The sequence below is a fragment of the Sphingomonas sp. ATCC 31555 genome, from assembly GCF_000282895.1.
In the GTDB taxonomy this organism is placed as follows: Bacteria; Pseudomonadota; Alphaproteobacteria; order Sphingomonadales; family Sphingomonadaceae; genus Sphingomonas.
This window is the reverse complement of record NZ_ALBQ01000014.1, coordinates 238,120-255,875: the sequence shown is the minus strand read 5'-3', so window position 1 is coordinate 255,875 and position 17,756 is coordinate 238,120. Positions and strand designations below refer to the sequence as shown.

Below are 17,756 nucleotides of genomic sequence, written 5' to 3'. Positions count from 1 at the left end.
AAGCACGCGCGATGGAAAAGCCTGCCAAGCCGGGCCAGCAGGTGCTGGTCGCACTGCGCCGCATGATCGCCGACGGCACGATCAAGCCTGGCGACCGCATCGCCGAGATTCCCACTGCGGAGGCGCTGGGCGTCTCGCGCATGCCGGTGCGCACCGCGCTGCGGGCGCTGGAGCATGAAGGGCTGGTCGTGAAGCTCGGCGCGCGGGGCTATACGCCGCGCGCGGTCGATGCGGAGGCGATCACCGGCGCGATCGAAGTGCGCGGCGTGCTGGAAGGGCTGGCCGCCAGGCGGCTGGCCGAACGTCGGCTGACGCCGGCAGAACAGGCGCAGCTCGAAGCCATTCTTGCCGAAGGGGACGCGTTGTTCGCCAAGGGGCACCTTGCCGATGGCGATCTCGATGGCTTCTATCGCTACAACCTGGCCTTTCACGATCTGCTGATCGCGGCCAGCGCCAATCCTTCGATCGCACTGGCGCTGGCGCGCAACAACCACCTGCCCTTCGCCTCGGCGGCGGCGCTGGCGCTCGACTGGGACGATCTGGAAGGCGAGTATCGCCACCTGTCTGCCGCCCATCGCGAACACCGGGCGGTGTTCGACGCAATCGTCAGCGGCGATGCCGGGCAGGCCGAACGGCTGATGCGGGCCCATGCCGGCGCGGCGACCGCCAACCGAAAGGCGTTCCGGATGCTGGCGGGGTAGCCCTTTCTTCCACTCCCGGCGCCGGGAAGCGGGAGCGCCTCACGCCAGCGCTTCGCCGTCCCAGACTTCGGTATCCACCTGCGACTGCGCGTCCCGCGCGTAGCGGGGACCGGCGGCGGCGTTGGGCGGGAACAGCGCGTCGACCTGCGCCAGCGCATCGGACGAAACAGGCCGGTGGAACGTGCCGAGCAGGTCGTCGAGGTGATCAATCCGGGTCGTGCCCGGGATAGGTACGATGAAGTCGCGCCGCGACAGCAGCCAAGCCATGCAGAGCTGCGCCATGGTGCAGCCGGCCCCATCGGCGATGGCGCGGAAGCGTGCCGCCATAGCCAGGTTGTGCGCGAGGTTCTCGTCCTGGAAGCGCGGCATGCCGCGGCGCAAATCGCCCTCGGGCACGCCTTCGGCCCCAACGCCCCCGGCGAGCAGCCCGCGCGCGACCGGCGAGAAGGCGACGAAGCCCGTGCCCAGCTCCGCACAGGCATCGAGCACCGCGATCTCGGGATTGCGCGTCCAGGGCGAATATTCGGTCTGCATTGCCGCGATCGGATGCACGGCATGGGCCCGCCGCAGCGTCGCTGCCGACATTTCCGACAGGCCGATCGCGCCAATCTTGCCCGCCTCCGCCGCGCGGGCGAGCGCGCCGACCGAGTCTTCGATCGGAACGGCCGGGTCGAGCCGATGGAGATAATAGAGGTCGATATGGTCGGTGTTGAGCCGCCGCAGCGAGTCTTCCAGCGTGCGGGCGATCGCCGACGGGCTGCCGTCGATCCCACGCTTGCCGTCCGATCCGCCGAGCACGCATTTGCTTGCAAGGGTGAACTCGCCCCGGCGGTGCATCACGGTGCGGCCCAGCAGTTCCTCATTGGCGCCGAAGCCATAGAGCGCGGCGGTGTCGAGGAACGTCACGCCGCACTCCAGCGCATGGTGCAGCAGCCGTTCGGCCTCGCGTGCATCGGGCCGCGGCAGATAGGCGTGGCTGAGATTCATGCAGCCCAGCCCGATCGCCGAGACGGTGAACGGGCCGATGGTGCGGGTGGGAAGCGTCGGCATGGTCAGAGCGGCAATCCTACATAGTTTTCGGCGATCGTCGTTTGGGCCGCGCGCGACGTGGCGATATAGTCCAGGTCGGCCAGCTGCATCCGGCGGTCGAACGCATCGCTCTCGGGAAAACGATGCATCAGCTTGGTCAGTTGCCACGAGAAGCGCTCGGATTTCCAGACCCGCGCCAGCGCCTTTTGCGAGTATCCGCCGATCGCGTCGGGATCGCCGCCCTTGAAGTGGCCGACCAGCGCTTCGGAAAGATAGTGCACGTCCGAGGCGGCGAGGTTCAGCCCCTTGGCGCCGGTGGGCGGCACGATGTGTGCGCTGTCACCGGCAAGCAGCAGCCGACCGTGACGCATCGGCTCGAACACGAAGGAGCGGAGCGGCGCGATCGACTTCTCGATCGCAGGGCCGCGGGTGAGGTTCGCTGCCGCCTCCGGCCCCAGCCGCACCGCCAGCTCGTCCCACAGCCGATCGTCGGGCCAGTCCTCGACGGTTTCGTCGAGCGGCACCTGGATGTGCTAGCGACTGCGCGTCTCCGACCGCATTGAGGCAAGCGCGAAGCCGCGATCGTGATTGGCGTAGATCAGTTCGTGATGACAGGGCGGTACGTCCGCCAGGATGCCGAGCCAGCCAAACGGGTAGACCTTTTCATATACGGCCCCGACGCCGGCTGGAATCGCCTTGCGCGACGGGCCGTGAAAGCCGTCGCAGCCGCAGATAAAGGTGGCGTCGATCCGCTCCTCCCGCCCTTCCCGGATGTAGGTGATATAGGGCGCGTCGCTGTCGATATCGTGCAGCGCCACGTCGGCGGCCTGATAGATCACCTGGAGACCGCGTTCAGGGGCAGCGTCCATCAGGTCGCGGGTGAGCTCGGTCTGGCCATAGACCAGCACATGATGGCCGGTAAGCTCGGTAACGGGGATGCGGATCAGCCGGTCGCCATCGGCCAGCGCGAAGCCGTCATGCGGCAGGCCCTCGCGGTGCATCCGCTCGGCGAGCCCGATGCGCTCCATCAGCATGGTAGCGGTGCGTTCCAGCACCCCGGCGCGGATGCGGCCGAGGACATAATCGGGCGTGGCGCGCTCGACGACGACCACCTCAATGCCTTCCGCGCGTAACAGATGGCCGAGCAACAACCCGGCGGGGCCTGCGCCGATGATCGCAACCTGAGTTCGCATATGCCCTCTCCATACCGTTCTTGTTGCGCAGCATGCTGCCGCAGCGCCGCGCGGAGCGGGAGGGAAAGGTCAACCTTTTACTTGGACGATTCGCCCGATCGTGCCAGCATCGCCATATGCGCGACCGCAGCCCTGTCCCCGCCTTTTACCTGTACGGCGAGCCTCAGCGCAGTGTGGCGGAAGGCTTTGTGCATGTCGAAAGCCTCGACGATAGGTCGCGGCCCAGCGAATGGACGATTCGCCCGCATCTCCACCGCGATCTGCACCATCTGATCCTGATCGCCGAGGGCGGCGGATCGATGACGGCGGAGGCGACGACGGTGACGTTCGATGCGCCCGCGCTGCTGCTGGTGCCGGCGGGGATCGTTCATGGCTTTGCCTGGCATCTGGAATCGCGTGGCTGGGTGTGCACGATCGCCGACGCCTATCTCGCCCAGCTCGCCACCCGCGATGCTGCGCTGGAAGCGCTGTTCCGCGCGCCTCGGGCGCTGGCGCTCGGCGCTACGGAGGGCGATGCGGTGGCGGGGCTGCTCGCCGAGGTGCAGCGAGAACTGAACTGGGCCGCGCCAGGGCAGCGTGCGGCGGTGGAAGCGACGCTCCTCGCCATCCTCGTCCGCAGCCTGCGCCAGGCCCGGCCGGCAAGCGCGCCGGAATCGGGCAGCCGCCGCGCTGCGGAGACCGTCGCGCGGCTGCGTGCGCGGATCGAGGCGCGGTTTCGTCTGCGGGAGCCGGTGAGCATTCACGCGCGTGCGCTGGGGGTGAGCATCACCGCGCTGCGGCTTGCCTGCACACAGGTGGCGGGGACGAGCCCGGCCGCAATGCTCGATGCCCGCGCGTTGCTCGAGGCGCGGCGGCTGCTGCTCTATTCGCAGCTGTCGGTGGCGGAGATCGCCGATGCGGTGGGCTTCGAAGACCCCGCCTATTTCTCGCGCTTCTTCGCGCGGCATGTCGGGGTGTCGCCGCGGCGATTTCGAGCGGAACGGATCCGCAATCCTCCCCCGCCAGGGGGAGGATAAGCAGTTACCCTGCCAGCTGCGTCTCCAGCGCGCCAAGCACGCGGTAGCAATCGAATACCTTGGCCACCGAGCTGTTCGGCTCGCGTCCTTCGCGGATCGCCGCAATGAATTCGCGGTCCTGCAATTCGATGCCGTTCATCGACAGATCGACCTTGCTGACGTCGATCGGCTCTTCCTTGCCGTTCACCAGATCGTCGTAGCGCGCAATGTAGGTGCCGTTGTCGCAGATATAGCGGAAGAAGGTGCCGAGCGGCCCGTCATTGTTGAAGCTGAGCGACAGGGTGCAGATCGCGCCAGTCTCACTCTTCAGCTGTATCGACATGTCCATTGCGATACCCAGCTCGGGATGGATCGGCCCCTGCACCGCATGCGCCTGCACGATCTTGCCCGCCTGATAGGCGAACAGGTCCACCGTGTGGGCGGCATGGTGCCAGAGCAGATGGTCGGTCCAGCTGCGCGGCTGGCCCTTTGCGTTGATGTTCTTGCGGCGGAAGAAATAGGTCTGCACGTCCATTTGCTGAACGGCGAGCTCGCCCGCGGTGATGCGGTTGTGCACCCATTGGTGGCTGGGATTGAAGCGGCGCGTGTGGCCGACCATGCAGACCAGCCCCGTCTCCTGCTGCTTGGCGAGCACCGCCTGCGAGTCCGCCCAGCTGTCCGCCAGCGGGATCTCGACCTGGACATGCTTGCCCGCGTTCATGCAGGCGATCGCCTGTTCGGCATGCATCTGGGTGGGGGTGCAGAGAATCACTGCATCGACATCGTCGCGGGCCAGCGCATCCGCCAGCTCGGTCGAGTGATGCTTGGCGCCGTATTTTTCGGCCACGGCGGCGGCTTGGTCGGCGGTGCGGCTGATGATCGAGGTGATCTCCACCCCGTCGATCAGCTTCAGGCCGTCGAGATGCTTTTCGCCGAACGCGCCGGCGCCGGCCAGGGCAATACGCATGGGTTTCTCCTGTAAGTCTTGGATCAGCGGACGGGTTCGAGCACGAGATGCCCGATCGCGGTGTTGGAAGCAGGCACGTGGTAATGGCGGTGCAGCGCCCGCACGTCGCGCCCCAGCGCGCCGCGCATGATCAGCCACATCACCATTTCGATGCCTTCGGACCCGGTTTCGCGCAGATATTCGATATGCGGGATCGCGCGGAGTTCATCGCCGTGCGGGCCGCTCATCAGATCGAGGAAGCGATTGTCCCATTCGGCGTTGATCAACCCGGCGCGCGGCCCCTGGAGCTGATGGCTCATGCCGCCGGTGCCCCATACCTGCACGTTCAGGTCCTCGGGATAGCTCGCCACCGCCCGCGCGATCGCCTCGCCGAGCAGCCAGCAGCGATTGCCCGAGGGCGGCGGGTAGGTGACGACGTTCACCGCCACCGGCACGACCTTGACCGGCCACGCCTCGGGCTGGCCGAACATCACGCTCAGCGGCACGGTCAGGCCGTGATCGACCTGCATCTCGTTGACGATCGTGATGTCGAATTCGTCGAGGATACAGCTTTGCGCGATATGCCAGGCGAGATCGGGATGGCCGATCACGTCCGGCACAGGGCGCGGCCCCCAGCCCTCGTCGCAAATGCCATAGCGTTCGGCACAACCGATGGCGAAGGTCGGGATCACCCGCATATCGAACGCGGAGGCATGGTCGTTATAGACCAGGATCACGACGTCGGGCTTCTCGCCCGCGATCCACTGCTTCGACCAGTCATAGCCGGCGAACACCGGCTGCCAATAGGGATCGGCGGTCTTGCCGAGATCCATCGCCGCGCCCACGGCAGGGACGTGGCTGGTCGCGACGCCCGCGGTAATCCGTGCCATCAACGTTTCTCCCGGATCGAGCGGACGCCCTGCGGCGAACGGCCGCCGGCGATCATCATCGCCTGATACTCCTGCGTGCTCATGCCCGTCATCGTACCCACTGCCTGCAGGAAGCTGAGGCCATCGGTTGAGAAGAGCTTGGCGAGGAAATAGATGTTGCCGCCCAGATCGAGGCAGCGATTATAGTCGCGGTCGAGCAGCGCCTGTTTCTGCTCCTCGGTCAGCGGCCATTCGTCGAGATAGGCGCGCTCGTCGGCCTTGAACCGTTCGCGATTGTCGCCGGTCATCAGGCTCATCGCGAACTGGTTCATCCAATAGCCGCGCCGTGCCCGCGCCGCGGTGTAGACGCGGGTGCCGGGGATATCCTCCAGCTCGGCGAGATAGGCGTGGATATCGGTATGCCCCGCATTTTCCTTGGCGCTCATAGCCCCCTCGCTTTCAGCTTAGCGTCGAGCCGCGGGAAGACGCGGCGGGCATTGCCCTCGAAGATCGCGTGGCGCTCGGCGTCGCTGATCGCCAGCGCGTCAATATAGCGCTTGGTATCGTCGAAATACTGCCCGGTGGTGGGATCGATGCCCCGCACGGCGCCGACCATCTCCGATCCGAACAGGATGTTCTTGTTGTCGATCACGTCGGCCAGCAGGTTGATGCCGGGCTGGTGATAGACGCAGGTATCGAAGAAGATGTTGTGCATCAGATGCTCGTCGAGCGACGGCTTCTTGAGCATGTCGGCCAGCCCGCGATAGCGCCCCCAATGATAGGGCACCGCACCGCCGCCATGCGGGATGATGAAGCGCAGCGTCGGGAAATCTTTGAAGAGGTCGCCTTCCAGCAGCTGCATGAACGCCACGGTGTCCGCGGCGATGTAATAGCCGCCGGTCGCGTGCATCGCCGGGTTGCAGCTGCCAGAGACGTGGATCATCGCCGGCACGTCCAGCTCGACCATCTTCTCGTAAAAGGGATACCAGTAACGGTCGGTGAGCGGCGGATGGGTGAAATGGCCGCCGCCCGGATCGGGATTGAGGTTGCAGCCGATAAAGCCGAGCTCGGTGACGCAGCGCTCGAGCTCCTCAATCGAGCCCTGCATATCGGCCTTGGGGCTCTGCGGCAGCATGCACACGCCGACGAATGTCTCAGGATAGAGGCCGACGACCCGGGCGATCAGATCGTTGCAGCGCCGCGCCCATTCCTTTGCCACCTTCTCGTCGCCGACATGCGGCGCCATCGCCGAGGCGCGAGGCGAGAAGATCGTCAGGTCGGCGCCGCGTTCCTGGATCAGGCGCAGCTGGTTCGCCTCGATCGTCGCGCGGATCTCGTCGTCGCTGATCTCCGGATAGGGCGGCGGGAAGGTGCCGGCCTTGAACGCCGCCTTCTGCGCCTCGCGCCACGCATCATGCCCCTTGGGAAGCACGGTGTAATGGCCGTGGCAGTCGATGATCATCGTCATGCGGGTTTCGTCCTCTCCTCGATCGCGGCGAGCTTCTCGGCCAGCCCCTCGGGCGGCGCGCCGATCCCGAGCGTGCCGATCGCGCGCTGCCGTTCGACCGTGCCGCGCGTCATCGCGGCGCCGGTGCCCAGCGCCTCCAGCGTCTTGACCACTTCTTCCATCTCGGCGGCCCGGCGCAGGCCGTGGATCATCATACGATCTAGATTGTAATCGGCGCGCCCTTCCCAGGGGCGCGGGCGCTCGCTGGCGTCGAGCGAGGCGAGCACCGCGTCGCGCACCCCCGCCGCTTCCGCCGCGAGCATGCATTCGGCGGTGAGCGCCTCGATGCCCTTCACCATCACCGATCGGATCATCTTGATCGACGAGGCGCGGCCGACGGCATCGCCAACGACGCTGATGTTCTGAAAGCCAAGCGCGGCGAGCGCGGTCGCGGCCGCTTGCGCCTGTGCGCCGCTCAGCAGCAGCGGCACGGCTAGCCGGGCGGGATCGACGGGCGCGAGGATGGCGAGGTCGACATAGTGTCCGCCCGCCGCCTGCACCACGCGCGCGGCGGCCTGCTTGGTCTGCGGGGCGACGCTGTTGCCGTCGCAATAGAGCGCGTTGGGGGCGAGGTGGGGCGCGGCGGCTTCCGCCGCAGCAAGGGCTTGGTCGGCGGTGACGAGCGACAGCACCAGCGGGCGCCCCGCCAGCGCCTGGGCCAACGTCGCTGCGCCTTCTACGCCGGCTTCGGCATAGCGATCATGCATGGCGGCGGCATCGGTGCTGTCAGTCTTGCGATCATATGCCCGCGCACCCGCTTCCCAGCCGCCGGCGCGGGCGAAGGTCGATCCAGCCTCTCCAAAGCCGATCAGGGCGATCGTGTCTTGCATGGACCCGGCATGGCCGAGGCGCCCGCACGCTGCCAATCGAATCCGCCCGCCCGGTATAAGTTTTTACGTATAGAGCTTCGTTGCCGATGCGTGCAGCATCTCCAGGAAGCCGGCCTGTGCGCGGGTCGGGCGCCAATCGGCGCGGTGCGTCACGCCGATCGTGCGCGTCACCGCCCCTGGAGCGGGGCCAAGATCGACCAGCATCCCTGCCGCCAGCTCCACCGCCAGCTGGTCGACCGACAGCAGCGTGAGTTCATCTCCGGCCTGGAGCAGTTCGCGGATCGTCATCACCGATCCGCATTCGATCGGCACCAGCGGCAGCGGCCCGCCGACAGCCGCGAACAGGTTTCGCCACAGCGTGCGCAGCGGCGTGCCCTCCGGCGGGACGATCCAGCCATAGCAGTGCAACGCGGTCAGCCGATCCGGTCGTCCCATCAGCGGATGGCCCGCCCGCCCGATGATCGTCGGCCGGTCGTCGAACAGCCGCGCCTGCACCAGATCGGCGCCCAGCGTGTCGGGATCACGCAACGCGCCGATCATCAGGTCGATCTCGCCATCGCGTAAGGGACCGACGAGTTCGCCATGCGCGCCCTCATGGATCAGAATGTCGACGCCGGGGTGGTCGCGCCGGAACGCGTTGATCGCATGAGGCAGTAGCCGGGCCCGGCACAGCGGCATCGCTCCGATCGAGATTCGTCCGGAAGTCCGTCCGATCAGTTCGCCCAGGTCCTCGACGCCTGCGCGCAATTCGGCAAGCGCCAGCCGCAGCCGCCGCGCCACCTGCGCGCCGTGATGGGTCAGAACCAGCCCGCGCCCGCGCCGGTCGACCAGACGCTGCCCTAGCGCGAGCGCCAGGTCGCCGACGGCGCGATGAAGCGAGGAAACCGTCACCCCGGCGACCTGCGCCGCCGCCGGATAACTGCCCTGCTGCGCCAGCGCGACGAAGGCGCGGAGCTGCGCCGCGGTCACCCGGCTGCTGCCGATCAGCCGCAACGCCGCCTCGACGCGCGGCACCAGCCGCAGCGCCGCCTCTGTTGGTTCCATGCCCGTCGCGCGCCGCTCGAACAGTGCAAGGCCCAGTTGCCCCTCCAGCTTGGCGATGCCCTGCGTCGCCGCCGGCTGGGTCAAATGCACCGCCTCCGCCGCGCGGCTGACGCTGCCCAGCCGTACGGCAGCAGCCATCGCGGCCAGATGGCGGATATTGAGCTGGTCGACCTGCACAGAGCAGGATTAGCAAAAACTAATGGCTGTGCCATCCTTCCGATTGGCTCGCCGGGGGCGGTGCGCGCACCTCAACCGGCAAAAGAAGCAAGAGGAGCTGCCATGTCGGGCATCGTCGTCCAGAACATCGAACGCGCCGATCCTGCGGTGATCGACGGCCTCGCCCATGCCGGCGTGGCGACCGTCCACGAGGCGCAGGGCCGCACCGGCCTGCTCGCCCCACATATGCGGCCGATCTATGCAGGCGCCCGGATCGCCGGCAGCGCCGTGACGATCTCCGCGCCGCCGGGCGACAATTGGATGGTCCATGTCGCGATCGAGCAGCTGCGCGACGGCGACATTCTGGTGCTCGCGCCGACCAGCCCGTGCACCGACGGCTATTTCGGCGACCTGCTCGCCACCTCCGCGCAGGCGCGCGGTTGCCGCGGGTTGATCATCGACGCCGGCGTGCGCGACATCCGCGACCTGACCGCGATGGGCTTCCCGGTCTGGTCGAAGGCGGTGCATGCGCAGGGCACGATCAAGGGCACGCTCGGCTCGGTCAACGTGCCGGTGGTCTGCGCCAATGCGCTGGTCAACGCAGGCGACGTGATCGTGGCCGACGATGACGGCGTCTGCGTCGTTCCCCGCGCGAACGCCGCCGCGGTGCTTGAAAAGGCGCAGGCCCGCGAGGCGCTGGAAGAAGCCAAACGCAAGCGCCTCGCCGCCGGCGAACTCGGGCTCGACATCTACAACATGCGCCCGCGCCTCGAAGAGATGGGCCTGAAATATGTCTGAGCCGATCTCTGCCCGCGTGATGTGGATGCGCGGCGGCACATCGAAGGGCGCCTTCTTCCTCGCCGAGGATCTGCCCGCCGATCCGGCCGCGCGCGACGCCTTTCTGCTGCGCATCATGGGCTCGCCCGATCCGCGCCAGATCGACGGCATGGGCGGCGCCGATCCGCTGACCAGCAAGGTCGCGATCGTCAGCAGGTCCACCCGTGACGGCGCCGATGTCGACTATCTGTTCCTCCAGGTGTTCGTCGACCAGGCGATCGTCTCGGACGCGCAGAATTGCGGCAACATCCTCGCCGGCATCGGCCCGTTCGCCATCGAGCGTGGGCTGGTTGAGCCCCAAGACGGCGAAACCCGTGTCCGCGTCTATCTGGTCAATACCGGCCAGCGCGCCGAGATTCTGGTGCAGACCCCCGGCCGCCGCGTCACCTATGCCGGCGACGCGCGGATCGACGGTGTTCCGGGCACCGCCGCGCCGATCCCGCTGGAGTTTCGCGACACCGCCGGCTCTTCCTGCGGGGCCCTGCTGCCAACTGGCAATGCGGTCGATGTGGTGGAAGGCGTGCCGGTTACGCTGATCGACAACGGCATGCCCTGCGTGGTGCTGAAGGCGGCGGATGTCGGCGTCACCGGCTATGAGGGTCGCGACACGCTAGACGCCGATACGGCGCTCAAGGCCCGCATCGAAGCGATCCGCCTCGCGGTGGGCGAGCGCATGAACCTGGGCGACGTGCGCGAGAAGTCGGTGCCCAAGATGATGCTTGTCGCGCCGCCCAAAGATGGCGGCGCGGTAACGGTGCGCAGCTTCATTCCGCACCGCGCCCATGCCTCGATCGGCGTCCTCGGCGCGGTGAGCGTCGCCACCGCCTGTCTGCTCCCCGGCTCGCCCGCCGCCGAAGTGGCGGCAATCCCGGAAGGCCGCCGCAAGACGCTGTCGGTCGAGCATCCCACGGGCGAGACGACCTGCGTGATGGAGCTGGACGAACAGGGCACGGTGGTCAGCGCTGCGATGCTGCGGACCGCCCGCAAGCTGATGGACGGAGAAGTTTTCGCATGAACCGCATCACCAGCTGGCATGCCGATCCCAGCGTTCCCCGCTTCACCCCGCCCCCCGGCGCGGTGGACGCACACTGCCACGTGTTCGGGCCGATGGCGGAATTCCCGTTCAGCGCCAAAGCAAAATATCTGCCCGAAGATGCCGGGCCGGAGATGCTGTTCGCGCTGCGGGACAAGCTCGGCTTCGCCCGCAACGTCATCGTCCAGGCGAGCTGCCACGGCACCGACAATGCCGCGACCCTGAACGCCATCGCCAAGTCGAACGGCTGCGCGCGCGGCGTAGCGGTAGTCGATCCCGCGATCGGCGATGCCGCGCTGGAGGCACTGCACGACGGTGGCATCCGCGGCGTGCGCTTCAACTTCCTCAAACGGCTGGTCGACGATGCGCCCAAGGACAAGTTCCTGGAGATCGCGCGCCGCATCCAGCCGCTCGGCTGGCATGTGGTCGTCTATTTCGAGGCGGACATCCTCGCCGAGCTGCGCCCCTTCCTCGATGCGATCCCGACCCTGCTGGTGATCGACCATATGGGTCGGCCGGACGTGGCGCAGGGACCGGACGGCCCCGACATGCAGGCCTTCCGCGCGCTGCTCGACAGCCGCGACGACATCTGGACCAAGGTGACCTGCCCCGACCGGCTCGACGCCAAGGGACCGCCCTGGGACGATTTCGCCGCCGCCGTCGCGCCGCTCGTCGCCGACTATCCGGACCGTGTGCTGTGGGGCACCGACTGGCCGCACCCGAACATGCAGGATGCCATCCCCGACGACGGCACGCTGGTGGACATGATCCCGCGCATCGCCCCGACGCCCGAGCTGCAGCACAAGCTGCTCGTCGCCAACCCGATGCGACTCTATTGGCCCGAGCAAGCCTAGGACAACCTGTCTTAATGACAGTGGCACGCGGACGCCGTATCACCACCCCATGCTTCGGCTGCGGCTCCATTTTCGCGCGCATCGCTGGCTCGCCTTCGCACTAATCGCGGCGGCATTGCTGGTCCGCGTCTGCGTGCCCGCAGGCTTCATGCCGGTGGCCGCGCAAGACGGCACGCTGCGGCTCGCCTTTTGCAGCGGCTACGGCCCGATGCCAGCGATCGACGTCGCCATTCCGGGCATGAAGCACCACTCGAGCGACGCGCAGATGCAGTCGTCCTGCGCCTTTGCCGATCTGGCGATGGTGGCAATCGGCGGGGCGGATTCGATCCAGCTCGCCGCGCTGCTGCTGTTCGTGCTGGCCGCCGGACGGGCCGCAGGCCTGCCCCCCTCGCCCCGCGCCCCGGCGCGGCTGCGACCGCCGCTACGAGCGCCGCCCCTTACCGCCTGAAAACCTCCGCGTCGCCCGCAGCGATCCCGCCTTGGGATCGTTGTGCTCGCGCGACGCCGGAACAGGAGAAGCGGAGCGCGCAAGTCGCGCTGCCAAAAGGGGAAATCCATTGTACAAACTGTTCATCGGCGCGGCTCTCGCGTCGAGCGCCGCTACGCTCGTCTTCGCCCAAGCAGGCCGATCGGGCGAACCCGAAATCATCGTCACCGCGGCAAGTGCCCCGGAGGACCCGCAGGTCGTCTCCGACGCGCGCGGCCGACTTGCCCGCACACCCGGATCCGTTTCCGTAGTCGCGGCAGAAACCTATCGGGATCGCAGCGTCGTCGGCCTGCCGGATCTGTTGCGCGACGTGCCGGGCGTGCTCTCCAACAAGCGCTATGGCGAGGAATCGCGCCTCTCTATCCGAGGATCGGGGCTGGACCAGAGCTTTCACCAGCGCGGCGTGCTGCTGGCGCAGGACGGCGTGCCCTTTGCCGAGGCCGACGGCTTTTCGGACCTGCAGAAAATCGATCCACTCGGGGCCCGGTACATCGAGGTGTACAAGGGCGGCAACGCGCTGCGCTTCGGCGGCGCGCAGCTTGGCGGTGCGGTAAACCTCATCACCCCCAATGGCGGCACCACCGCGACGCCGTTTTCCATGCGGCTGGAAGGCGGCGCGTTCGAAACTTGGCGGGTGCAGGCGGCCGGAGGAGCGACGGCAGGCGCCCTCGATTACTATGCCGGCATCAACAGCTTTCACTCCGCAGGCTATCGCGAGCAATCGCAGCAGGATCAGACGCGCGGCACGCTGAACCTGGGCTATCGCTTCGGCGCCGAGAATGAAGTTCGGTTGATCGGCTACGCCGCCGATATCCGCCAGGGCGTGCCCGGCGCGGTGACGCTGGACAGCGCACTCGCCACGCCGCGGCGGGCCGGTACGGGCGTGGTCGCCCGTCGACAGGCGCGCGACCAGACCGTGGGGCGGGTGACCCTGCAGACGCATCTTCGGCTTTCCGAAGGGCTGGTGTTCGAAGGCGGCGTCTATGCGACGCAGACCGATCTGCATCACCCGATCTCGATCGTGATCGATCAGGATAGCGACACCCAGGGCGCCTTTGGGCGGTTCGACCTGCGCGGCACGGTGGCGGGGCACCGGGCGGACCTGTTCTTCGGCGCCTATTATCGGCAGGGCGGCACCAACCAAGGGCTGTTCGTCAACGCGCTGGGCCGAAACGGACCCCGCATCGGCGAAAGCGCGCAGCAGGCGTCCGGGCTGGACCTGTTCGCCGAAGGCCGCTTCTTCGTTGTGCCGCAACTGGCGCTGGTGGCGGGCGCATCCTGGGGCCGAGCGACCCGCGATTATGCCAACCGGCTGTCGGGGCGCAGCCAGTCGGTCGAGTACGATTGGTTCGCACCACGCGTCGGGCTGCTCTACGAAGCAGGCGCGGTGCAGGTCTATGCCAATTACACCCGATCGGTGGAGCCGCCGCATTTCGGCGCGCTGACCCAGACCAACAGCAGCGGCCAGCTGTTCGTACCGCTCGATCCCCAGCGCGCCTGGACGGCTGAACTCGGCACGCGAGGAAAGGCGGGGGCGTTCACCTGGGATCTGACCTGGTACCGGGCGACGATCGAGGGCGAGTTGCTAAGCTATCTGCCCAGCGCCAACCTGCCGGCGACGATCTTCAATGCGGGCGATACGCGGCATAGCGGCGTGGAGGCGAGCCTCGACTGGCGGCTTCGCCCGGGCGTGCGCCTGCGGCAGACCTATGCGTGGAGCGACTTCCGCTTCGTGGACGATCGCAGCTACGGCAACAACCGGCTGCCAGTGGCGCCCGAGCACCAGTATCGCGTGTCGCTGCGCTATGACGGGCCGCACGGGATCTTCGTCGAGCCCTTTCTCGACTGGCGGATCAAGGACGTGTGGGTGGACTATGCCAACGCGATGAAAGCGCCGGGCTATGCGCTGCTCGCCCTCAGCGCCGGATTCGCGATCGGTCCGGCGACACTGTTCGTCGATGCGCGCAACCTCACCGACAAGCGCTACACCGCCGAATTCGCCGCCGTCACCGACGCGCGGACCGCCAGCACCGCCGTGTTCTTCCCCGGCGAAGGGCGTTCGCTGTTCGGCGGCGTCCGCCTTGCCTTCTGACCCTCTGGGAGTAGCCACCATGTTTCGTGCACGACCGATCCTCACCGCTCTCGCGCTGCTGCTGCCGATGGGCGCACACGCTCATATCGTCTTCGCCGACGCGCAGGCGACGGCCGGCAGCTATTATGCCGGCTTCCTGCGCGTGAGCCATGGCTGCGGGCTGGCGGACACCGTCTCGATCCGCGTCGAGATACCCGCCGGCGTGCTTTCCGCCCGGCCCCAGCCCAAGCCGGGCTGGACGCTGGCGGTGGAGCACGCCCCGCTCCCCAAGCCGATCCAGGGGGAAGGCGGCACGACGATCACCCAGCGCGTCGCCGCCATCACCTGGACCGGGCGCCTGCCGGCCGATCAGTTCGACCAATTCGGCATCATGATGAAGCTGCCGGGCGCACCCGGCGCTCTTTACTTCCCCACCACGCAGCGCTGCACGAGTGGCAGCAACGCCTGGGTGAATCTGCCCGCCAGCCCCGAGGCGTGGCACGCGACCAAGAACCCCGCCCCGATGCTGATGCTGACCGCCGCACATGGAGACCACGCGGCGCACTGAGCCGAAGCCGAACCTCCTCTGCGGTTCACGCGGGGGAGGTTCTTCCGCAACGCAGCGATTTTTCGCGTGCGGGAAACTCATACGCCCTCCCCTCGTTCAACGCGCGACGAAAGGGAGGACCATCTATGGCTTCGGCCGACTGCCGCGCCCGGAGAGCGCGCGCATGAGACTTTCCGGCGTGGACGATTTCACCAGCGCCATGCAGGAACGCCACGCGGAGACGCGCTCCGTAGGCATCCTCACCTTCCATCGCTGCATCAACTATGGTTCCTATTGGCAGGCGCGCTGTCTGGCAGAGGGCGTGCATGCGCGCGGCCACCCGGTGATGCTGCTCGACCATGAATCGCCCCGAGTCACGCGCGCCGAGTGGCGCAACGCGCTGCAGCCGACCTTGCCGGTGCGGGCGAGCGCTGCCGACCAACGGCGCTATGCCGCCAAGCTGCGCAAGTTCCTCTGCGCCTTCGATGCGCTGCCGCTTTCTCCAGGCTTCGATCTCGTCGATCCGCTGGCGATGCCGCATGTGGATACCGTGCTGGTCGGCAGTGACGAGGTATGGAACCTGCAACATCCCTGGTATGGCGGCGCATCGATCTTCTTCGGCATCGGTCTGAACGCGGATTGCGTCGCCACCTATGCCGCCAGCTTCGGCAGCTATGATGCCGATTCGGGGCTTGATCCCTACTGGCAGGATCAGCTGCGCCGCTTCGACGCGATTGCCGTGCGCGACGAGAACAGCCGTCGGCTGGTGACCGAGGCGATCGGCCGCGCGCCGGCGCTGGTGCTCGATCCCTGCCTGCAATTTCCGCCGCTGGCCGATGCGGCGACGCCGCCCCCCGATGGTCGATACGTGATCGTCTATGGTCACAGCCTGCCCGATGCGTTTGCCGAAGCTGCGCGCAGTTGGGCGAAGGCGCGGGACATCCGGCTGATCAGCATCGGCTATCGGAACGACTGGGCCGACGAGCAATGGCTGGAGGCAGGCCCGCACGACTTCGCCGCGGCGATGGCGGGCGCCGAAGCGGTGTTGACCAATTTCTTCCATGGCTGCGTGTTTGCGCTGCTGAACGACAAGCCGTTCGCCTGCGCCCCGTCCTCCTATCGTTGGAACAAGGTGCGCGACCTCACGTCGCTGCTCGGCGCCGAGCGGCACCTGCTGATCCCCGAGGCGCCGATCGCGCTCGATGCTCTTCTCGACGCGCCGCTCGATGCCGGCATCAACAAGCGGATCGCTACGCTGCGCGACCAGTCCGACGCCTATCTGGACCGGGTGCTTGGCTGAGGCGCCCAGCCCCGGTGCCATTGATCGCTCCGGATTGTGCATCGGCTGCGGCGCGTGCGCGGTGCAGGGCGGCGGCCGGATGGAATGGGACGAATATCGCCAGCTGAAACCGCACGGCCCCGCAGGCTGGCGCGACACGCCAACGCCGCGCTTTGCGGCCACCTGTCCATTCTCGCCGGCAGCGGCGGACGAGGATGCGATCGCCGACGCCCGCTTTCCCAGCGCACCCGTTGTAGACGCGCGGATCGGCCGGTTCGAGAGCGCCTATGTCGGCCATGCCGCAGAGGGTGATTTCCGGGCGGGCGGCAGTTCCGGCGGCATGGTGAGCTGGGTCGCGGCCGAGCTGCTGCGCCAGGGGATGATCGACGGCGTCGCCCATGTCGTGCCGCTGCCCGGGCCCGGCGCACCGCATTTCGGCTATCGCATCTCGCGCAGCCTGGAGGCGATCGCCGAAGGCGCGCGCTCTCGCTACCATCCGGTACATCTGGCCCAGATTCTGGACGAGATTCGGACCGTACCCGGCCGCTACGCCGTTGTGGGTATCCCCTGTTTCCTGAAAGCGGTGAACCTCGCCCGCGCAGCAGAGCCCGTGTTCGCCGAGCGTATCGTCGCCACGCTGGGGCTGTTCTGTGGGCATATGAAGAGCGGGCGACTGGTCGACAGCTTCGCCTGGCAGCTGGCCGTCGATCCGAACGAGGTGGCGGCGGTGGAGTATCGCCGCAAGGATGCGTCGAGACCGGCCAATTGGTACACCGCGCATCTGACGCTTACCGACGGCAGCGCGCGTTGGCAGGATTGGTGGCATCTGGCGGACGGCGATTGGGGGGCGGGGTTCTTTCAGAACAGCGCCTGCAACGCCTGCGACGACGTGGTGGCGGAGACTGCCGACATTGCGTTCGGCGATGCCTGGGTGGAGCCCTATTCCTCCGACGGGCGCGGCACCAATGTGGTGATCGTCCGGGCGCCGATGCTGCTGGATATGCTGCAGGGCGCGATCGATAAGGGGCGACTGGCGCTCGACCCGGTCGATGCCGATTTCATCGCCGGCACGCAGGATGCCGGGCTGCGGCACCGGCGCGAGGGCCTCGCCTATCGCCTGACCTGGCATCGCCGGGGGATCACGCCGCGCAAACGGGTGGCGCCGCGCGCCGCGGGGATAGGCTGGCGCCGCAAGCTCGTCTACCGCACCCGCGCCGGAATCGCGGCGTGGAGCCACCGCGTTGCCTGGGTGGCAGACCGGCTGGGCATGCCGAGCCTGTACATCCGTTGGGCGAAAGCCTCGCTAAGTCTGTATCAGGCGCTGACCTATTCGCGCGGGCGGCTCGGCGCCTGGCTGGACCGAATGGAGCGCCGCTGA

The 17,756-nt window shown here is 67.6% G+C and carries 17 protein-coding genes and 1 pseudogene; 10 read left to right on the top strand and 8 right to left on the bottom strand.

Annotation, left to right across the window (positions count from 1 at the left end):
* Positions 1–11: 11 nt before the first annotated feature.
* Positions 12–701 carry a GntR family transcriptional regulator gene (locus B215_RS0108580; RefSeq protein ID WP_019369237.1) on the top strand — a complete coding sequence of 230 codons (690 nt, stop codon included), beginning with the start codon at positions 12–14 and terminating at the stop codon, positions 699–701.
* A 39-nt stretch (positions 702–740) separates the two neighbouring features.
* Here B215_RS0108580 and B215_RS0108575 read toward each other — a convergent pair whose 3' ends face one another.
* Both B215_RS0108575 and pobA read right to left on the bottom strand, forming a co-directional pair.
* Entirely contained in the window at positions 741–1,751 is a 1,011-nt protein-coding gene (locus tag B215_RS0108575; protein WP_019369236.1) for an aldo/keto reductase, read from the bottom strand.
* 2 nt (positions 1,752–1,753) lie between these two features.
* Positions 1,754–2,923, bottom strand: a pseudogene (gene pobA / locus B215_RS19840) (4-hydroxybenzoate 3-monooxygenase).
* Positions 2,924–3,039: 116 nt separating this feature from the next.
* Between pobA and B215_RS0108565 the strand changes: the two are divergent.
* On the top strand, positions 3,040–3,939 hold the full coding sequence (locus B215_RS0108565) for a helix-turn-helix domain-containing protein (RefSeq protein WP_019369233.1): 900 nt from the start codon (positions 3,040–3,042) through the stop codon (positions 3,937–3,939).
* Positions 3,940–3,943: 4 nt separating this feature from the next.
* On the opposite strand, the gene B215_RS0108560 is transcribed toward B215_RS0108565, so the two are convergent.
* The 6 genes from B215_RS0108560 to B215_RS0108535 form a co-directional block, all read right to left on the bottom strand.
* A complete protein-coding gene (locus B215_RS0108560; protein ID WP_019369232.1) occupies positions 3,944–4,885 on the bottom strand; it encodes a Gfo/Idh/MocA family oxidoreductase in 942 nt (313 codons plus the stop codon).
* Positions 4,886–4,908: 23 nt separating this feature from the next.
* Positions 4,909–5,754 (bottom strand): class III extradiol dioxygenase subunit beta, encoded by an 846-nt coding sequence (locus tag B215_RS0108555; protein ID WP_019369231.1) that lies wholly within the window; start codon positions 5,752–5,754, stop codon positions 4,909–4,911.
* Positions 5,754–6,179, bottom strand: a complete 426-nt coding sequence (gene ligA, locus B215_RS0108550) for a protocatechuate 4,5-dioxygenase subunit alpha (RefSeq protein ID WP_019369230.1) — start codon at positions 6,177–6,179, stop codon at positions 5,754–5,756. Before ligA ends, B215_RS0108555 begins: the two co-directional genes overlap by 1 nt.
* Positions 6,176–7,201, bottom strand: coding sequence for an amidohydrolase family protein (locus B215_RS0108545; protein ID WP_019369229.1), 1,026 nt, complete (start codon positions 7,199–7,201; stop codon positions 6,176–6,178). The genes ligA and B215_RS0108545 overlap by 4 nt, the downstream gene beginning before the upstream one ends.
* The gene (locus tag B215_RS0108540) at positions 7,198–8,070 is read right to left on the bottom strand and encodes a DUF1932 domain-containing protein (protein WP_019369228.1); all 873 of its coding nucleotides are present in this window, start codon (positions 8,068–8,070) and stop codon (positions 7,198–7,200) included. The genes B215_RS0108545 and B215_RS0108540 overlap by 4 nt, the downstream gene beginning before the upstream one ends.
* A 63-nt stretch (positions 8,071–8,133) precedes the next feature.
* Complete coding sequence (locus tag B215_RS0108535; protein WP_019369227.1) at positions 8,134–9,291, bottom strand: LysR substrate-binding domain-containing protein; 1,158 nt, start codon at positions 9,289–9,291, stop codon at positions 8,134–8,136.
* A gap of 102 nt (positions 9,292–9,393) precedes the next feature.
* Between B215_RS0108535 and ligK the strand changes: the two genes are divergently transcribed.
* The 8 genes from ligK to B215_RS19835 all read left to right on the top strand — a co-directional run bounded on the left by ligK (position 9,394) and on the right by B215_RS19835 (position 17,756).
* Positions 9,394–10,068, top strand: a complete 675-nt coding sequence (ligK, locus tag B215_RS0108530; RefSeq protein ID WP_019369226.1) for a 4-carboxy-4-hydroxy-2-oxoadipate aldolase/oxaloacetate decarboxylase — start codon at positions 9,394–9,396, stop codon at positions 10,066–10,068.
* Positions 10,061–11,122, top strand: a complete 1,062-nt coding sequence (locus B215_RS0108525; protein WP_026009091.1) for a 4-oxalomesaconate tautomerase — start codon at positions 10,061–10,063, stop codon at positions 11,120–11,122. Before ligK ends, B215_RS0108525 begins: the two co-directional genes overlap by 8 nt.
* A complete protein-coding gene (locus B215_RS0108520; RefSeq protein ID WP_019369224.1) occupies positions 11,119–11,994 on the top strand; it encodes an amidohydrolase family protein in 876 nt (291 codons plus the stop codon). Before B215_RS0108525 ends, B215_RS0108520 begins: the two co-directional genes overlap by 4 nt.
* Positions 11,995–12,043: 49 nt before the next feature.
* Positions 12,044–12,442: a DUF2946 family protein gene (locus B215_RS21525; RefSeq protein WP_019369223.1), complete on the top strand. Its 399-nt coding sequence runs from the start codon at positions 12,044–12,046 to the stop codon at positions 12,440–12,442.
* Positions 12,443–12,551: 109 nt separating this feature from the next.
* Positions 12,552–14,573 carry a TonB-dependent receptor family protein gene (locus tag B215_RS0108510; protein ID WP_019369222.1) on the top strand — a complete coding sequence of 674 codons (2,022 nt, stop codon included), beginning with the start codon at positions 12,552–12,554 and terminating at the stop codon, positions 14,571–14,573.
* Positions 14,574–14,592: 19 nt separating this feature from the next.
* The gene (locus B215_RS0108505) at positions 14,593–15,120 is read left to right on the top strand and encodes a YcnI family copper-binding membrane protein (protein ID WP_019369221.1); all 528 of its coding nucleotides are present in this window, start codon (positions 14,593–14,595) and stop codon (positions 15,118–15,120) included.
* A gap of 163 nt (positions 15,121–15,283) precedes the next feature.
* Positions 15,284–16,399: a polysaccharide pyruvyl transferase family protein gene (locus B215_RS0108500; protein ID WP_236704452.1), complete on the top strand. Its 1,116-nt coding sequence runs from the start codon at positions 15,284–15,286 to the stop codon at positions 16,397–16,399.
* The gene (locus tag B215_RS19835; protein ID WP_037513364.1) at positions 16,392–17,756 is read left to right on the top strand and encodes a Coenzyme F420 hydrogenase/dehydrogenase, beta subunit C-terminal domain; all 1,365 of its coding nucleotides are present in this window, start codon (positions 16,392–16,394) and stop codon (positions 17,754–17,756) included. The genes B215_RS0108500 and B215_RS19835 overlap by 8 nt, the downstream gene beginning before the upstream one ends.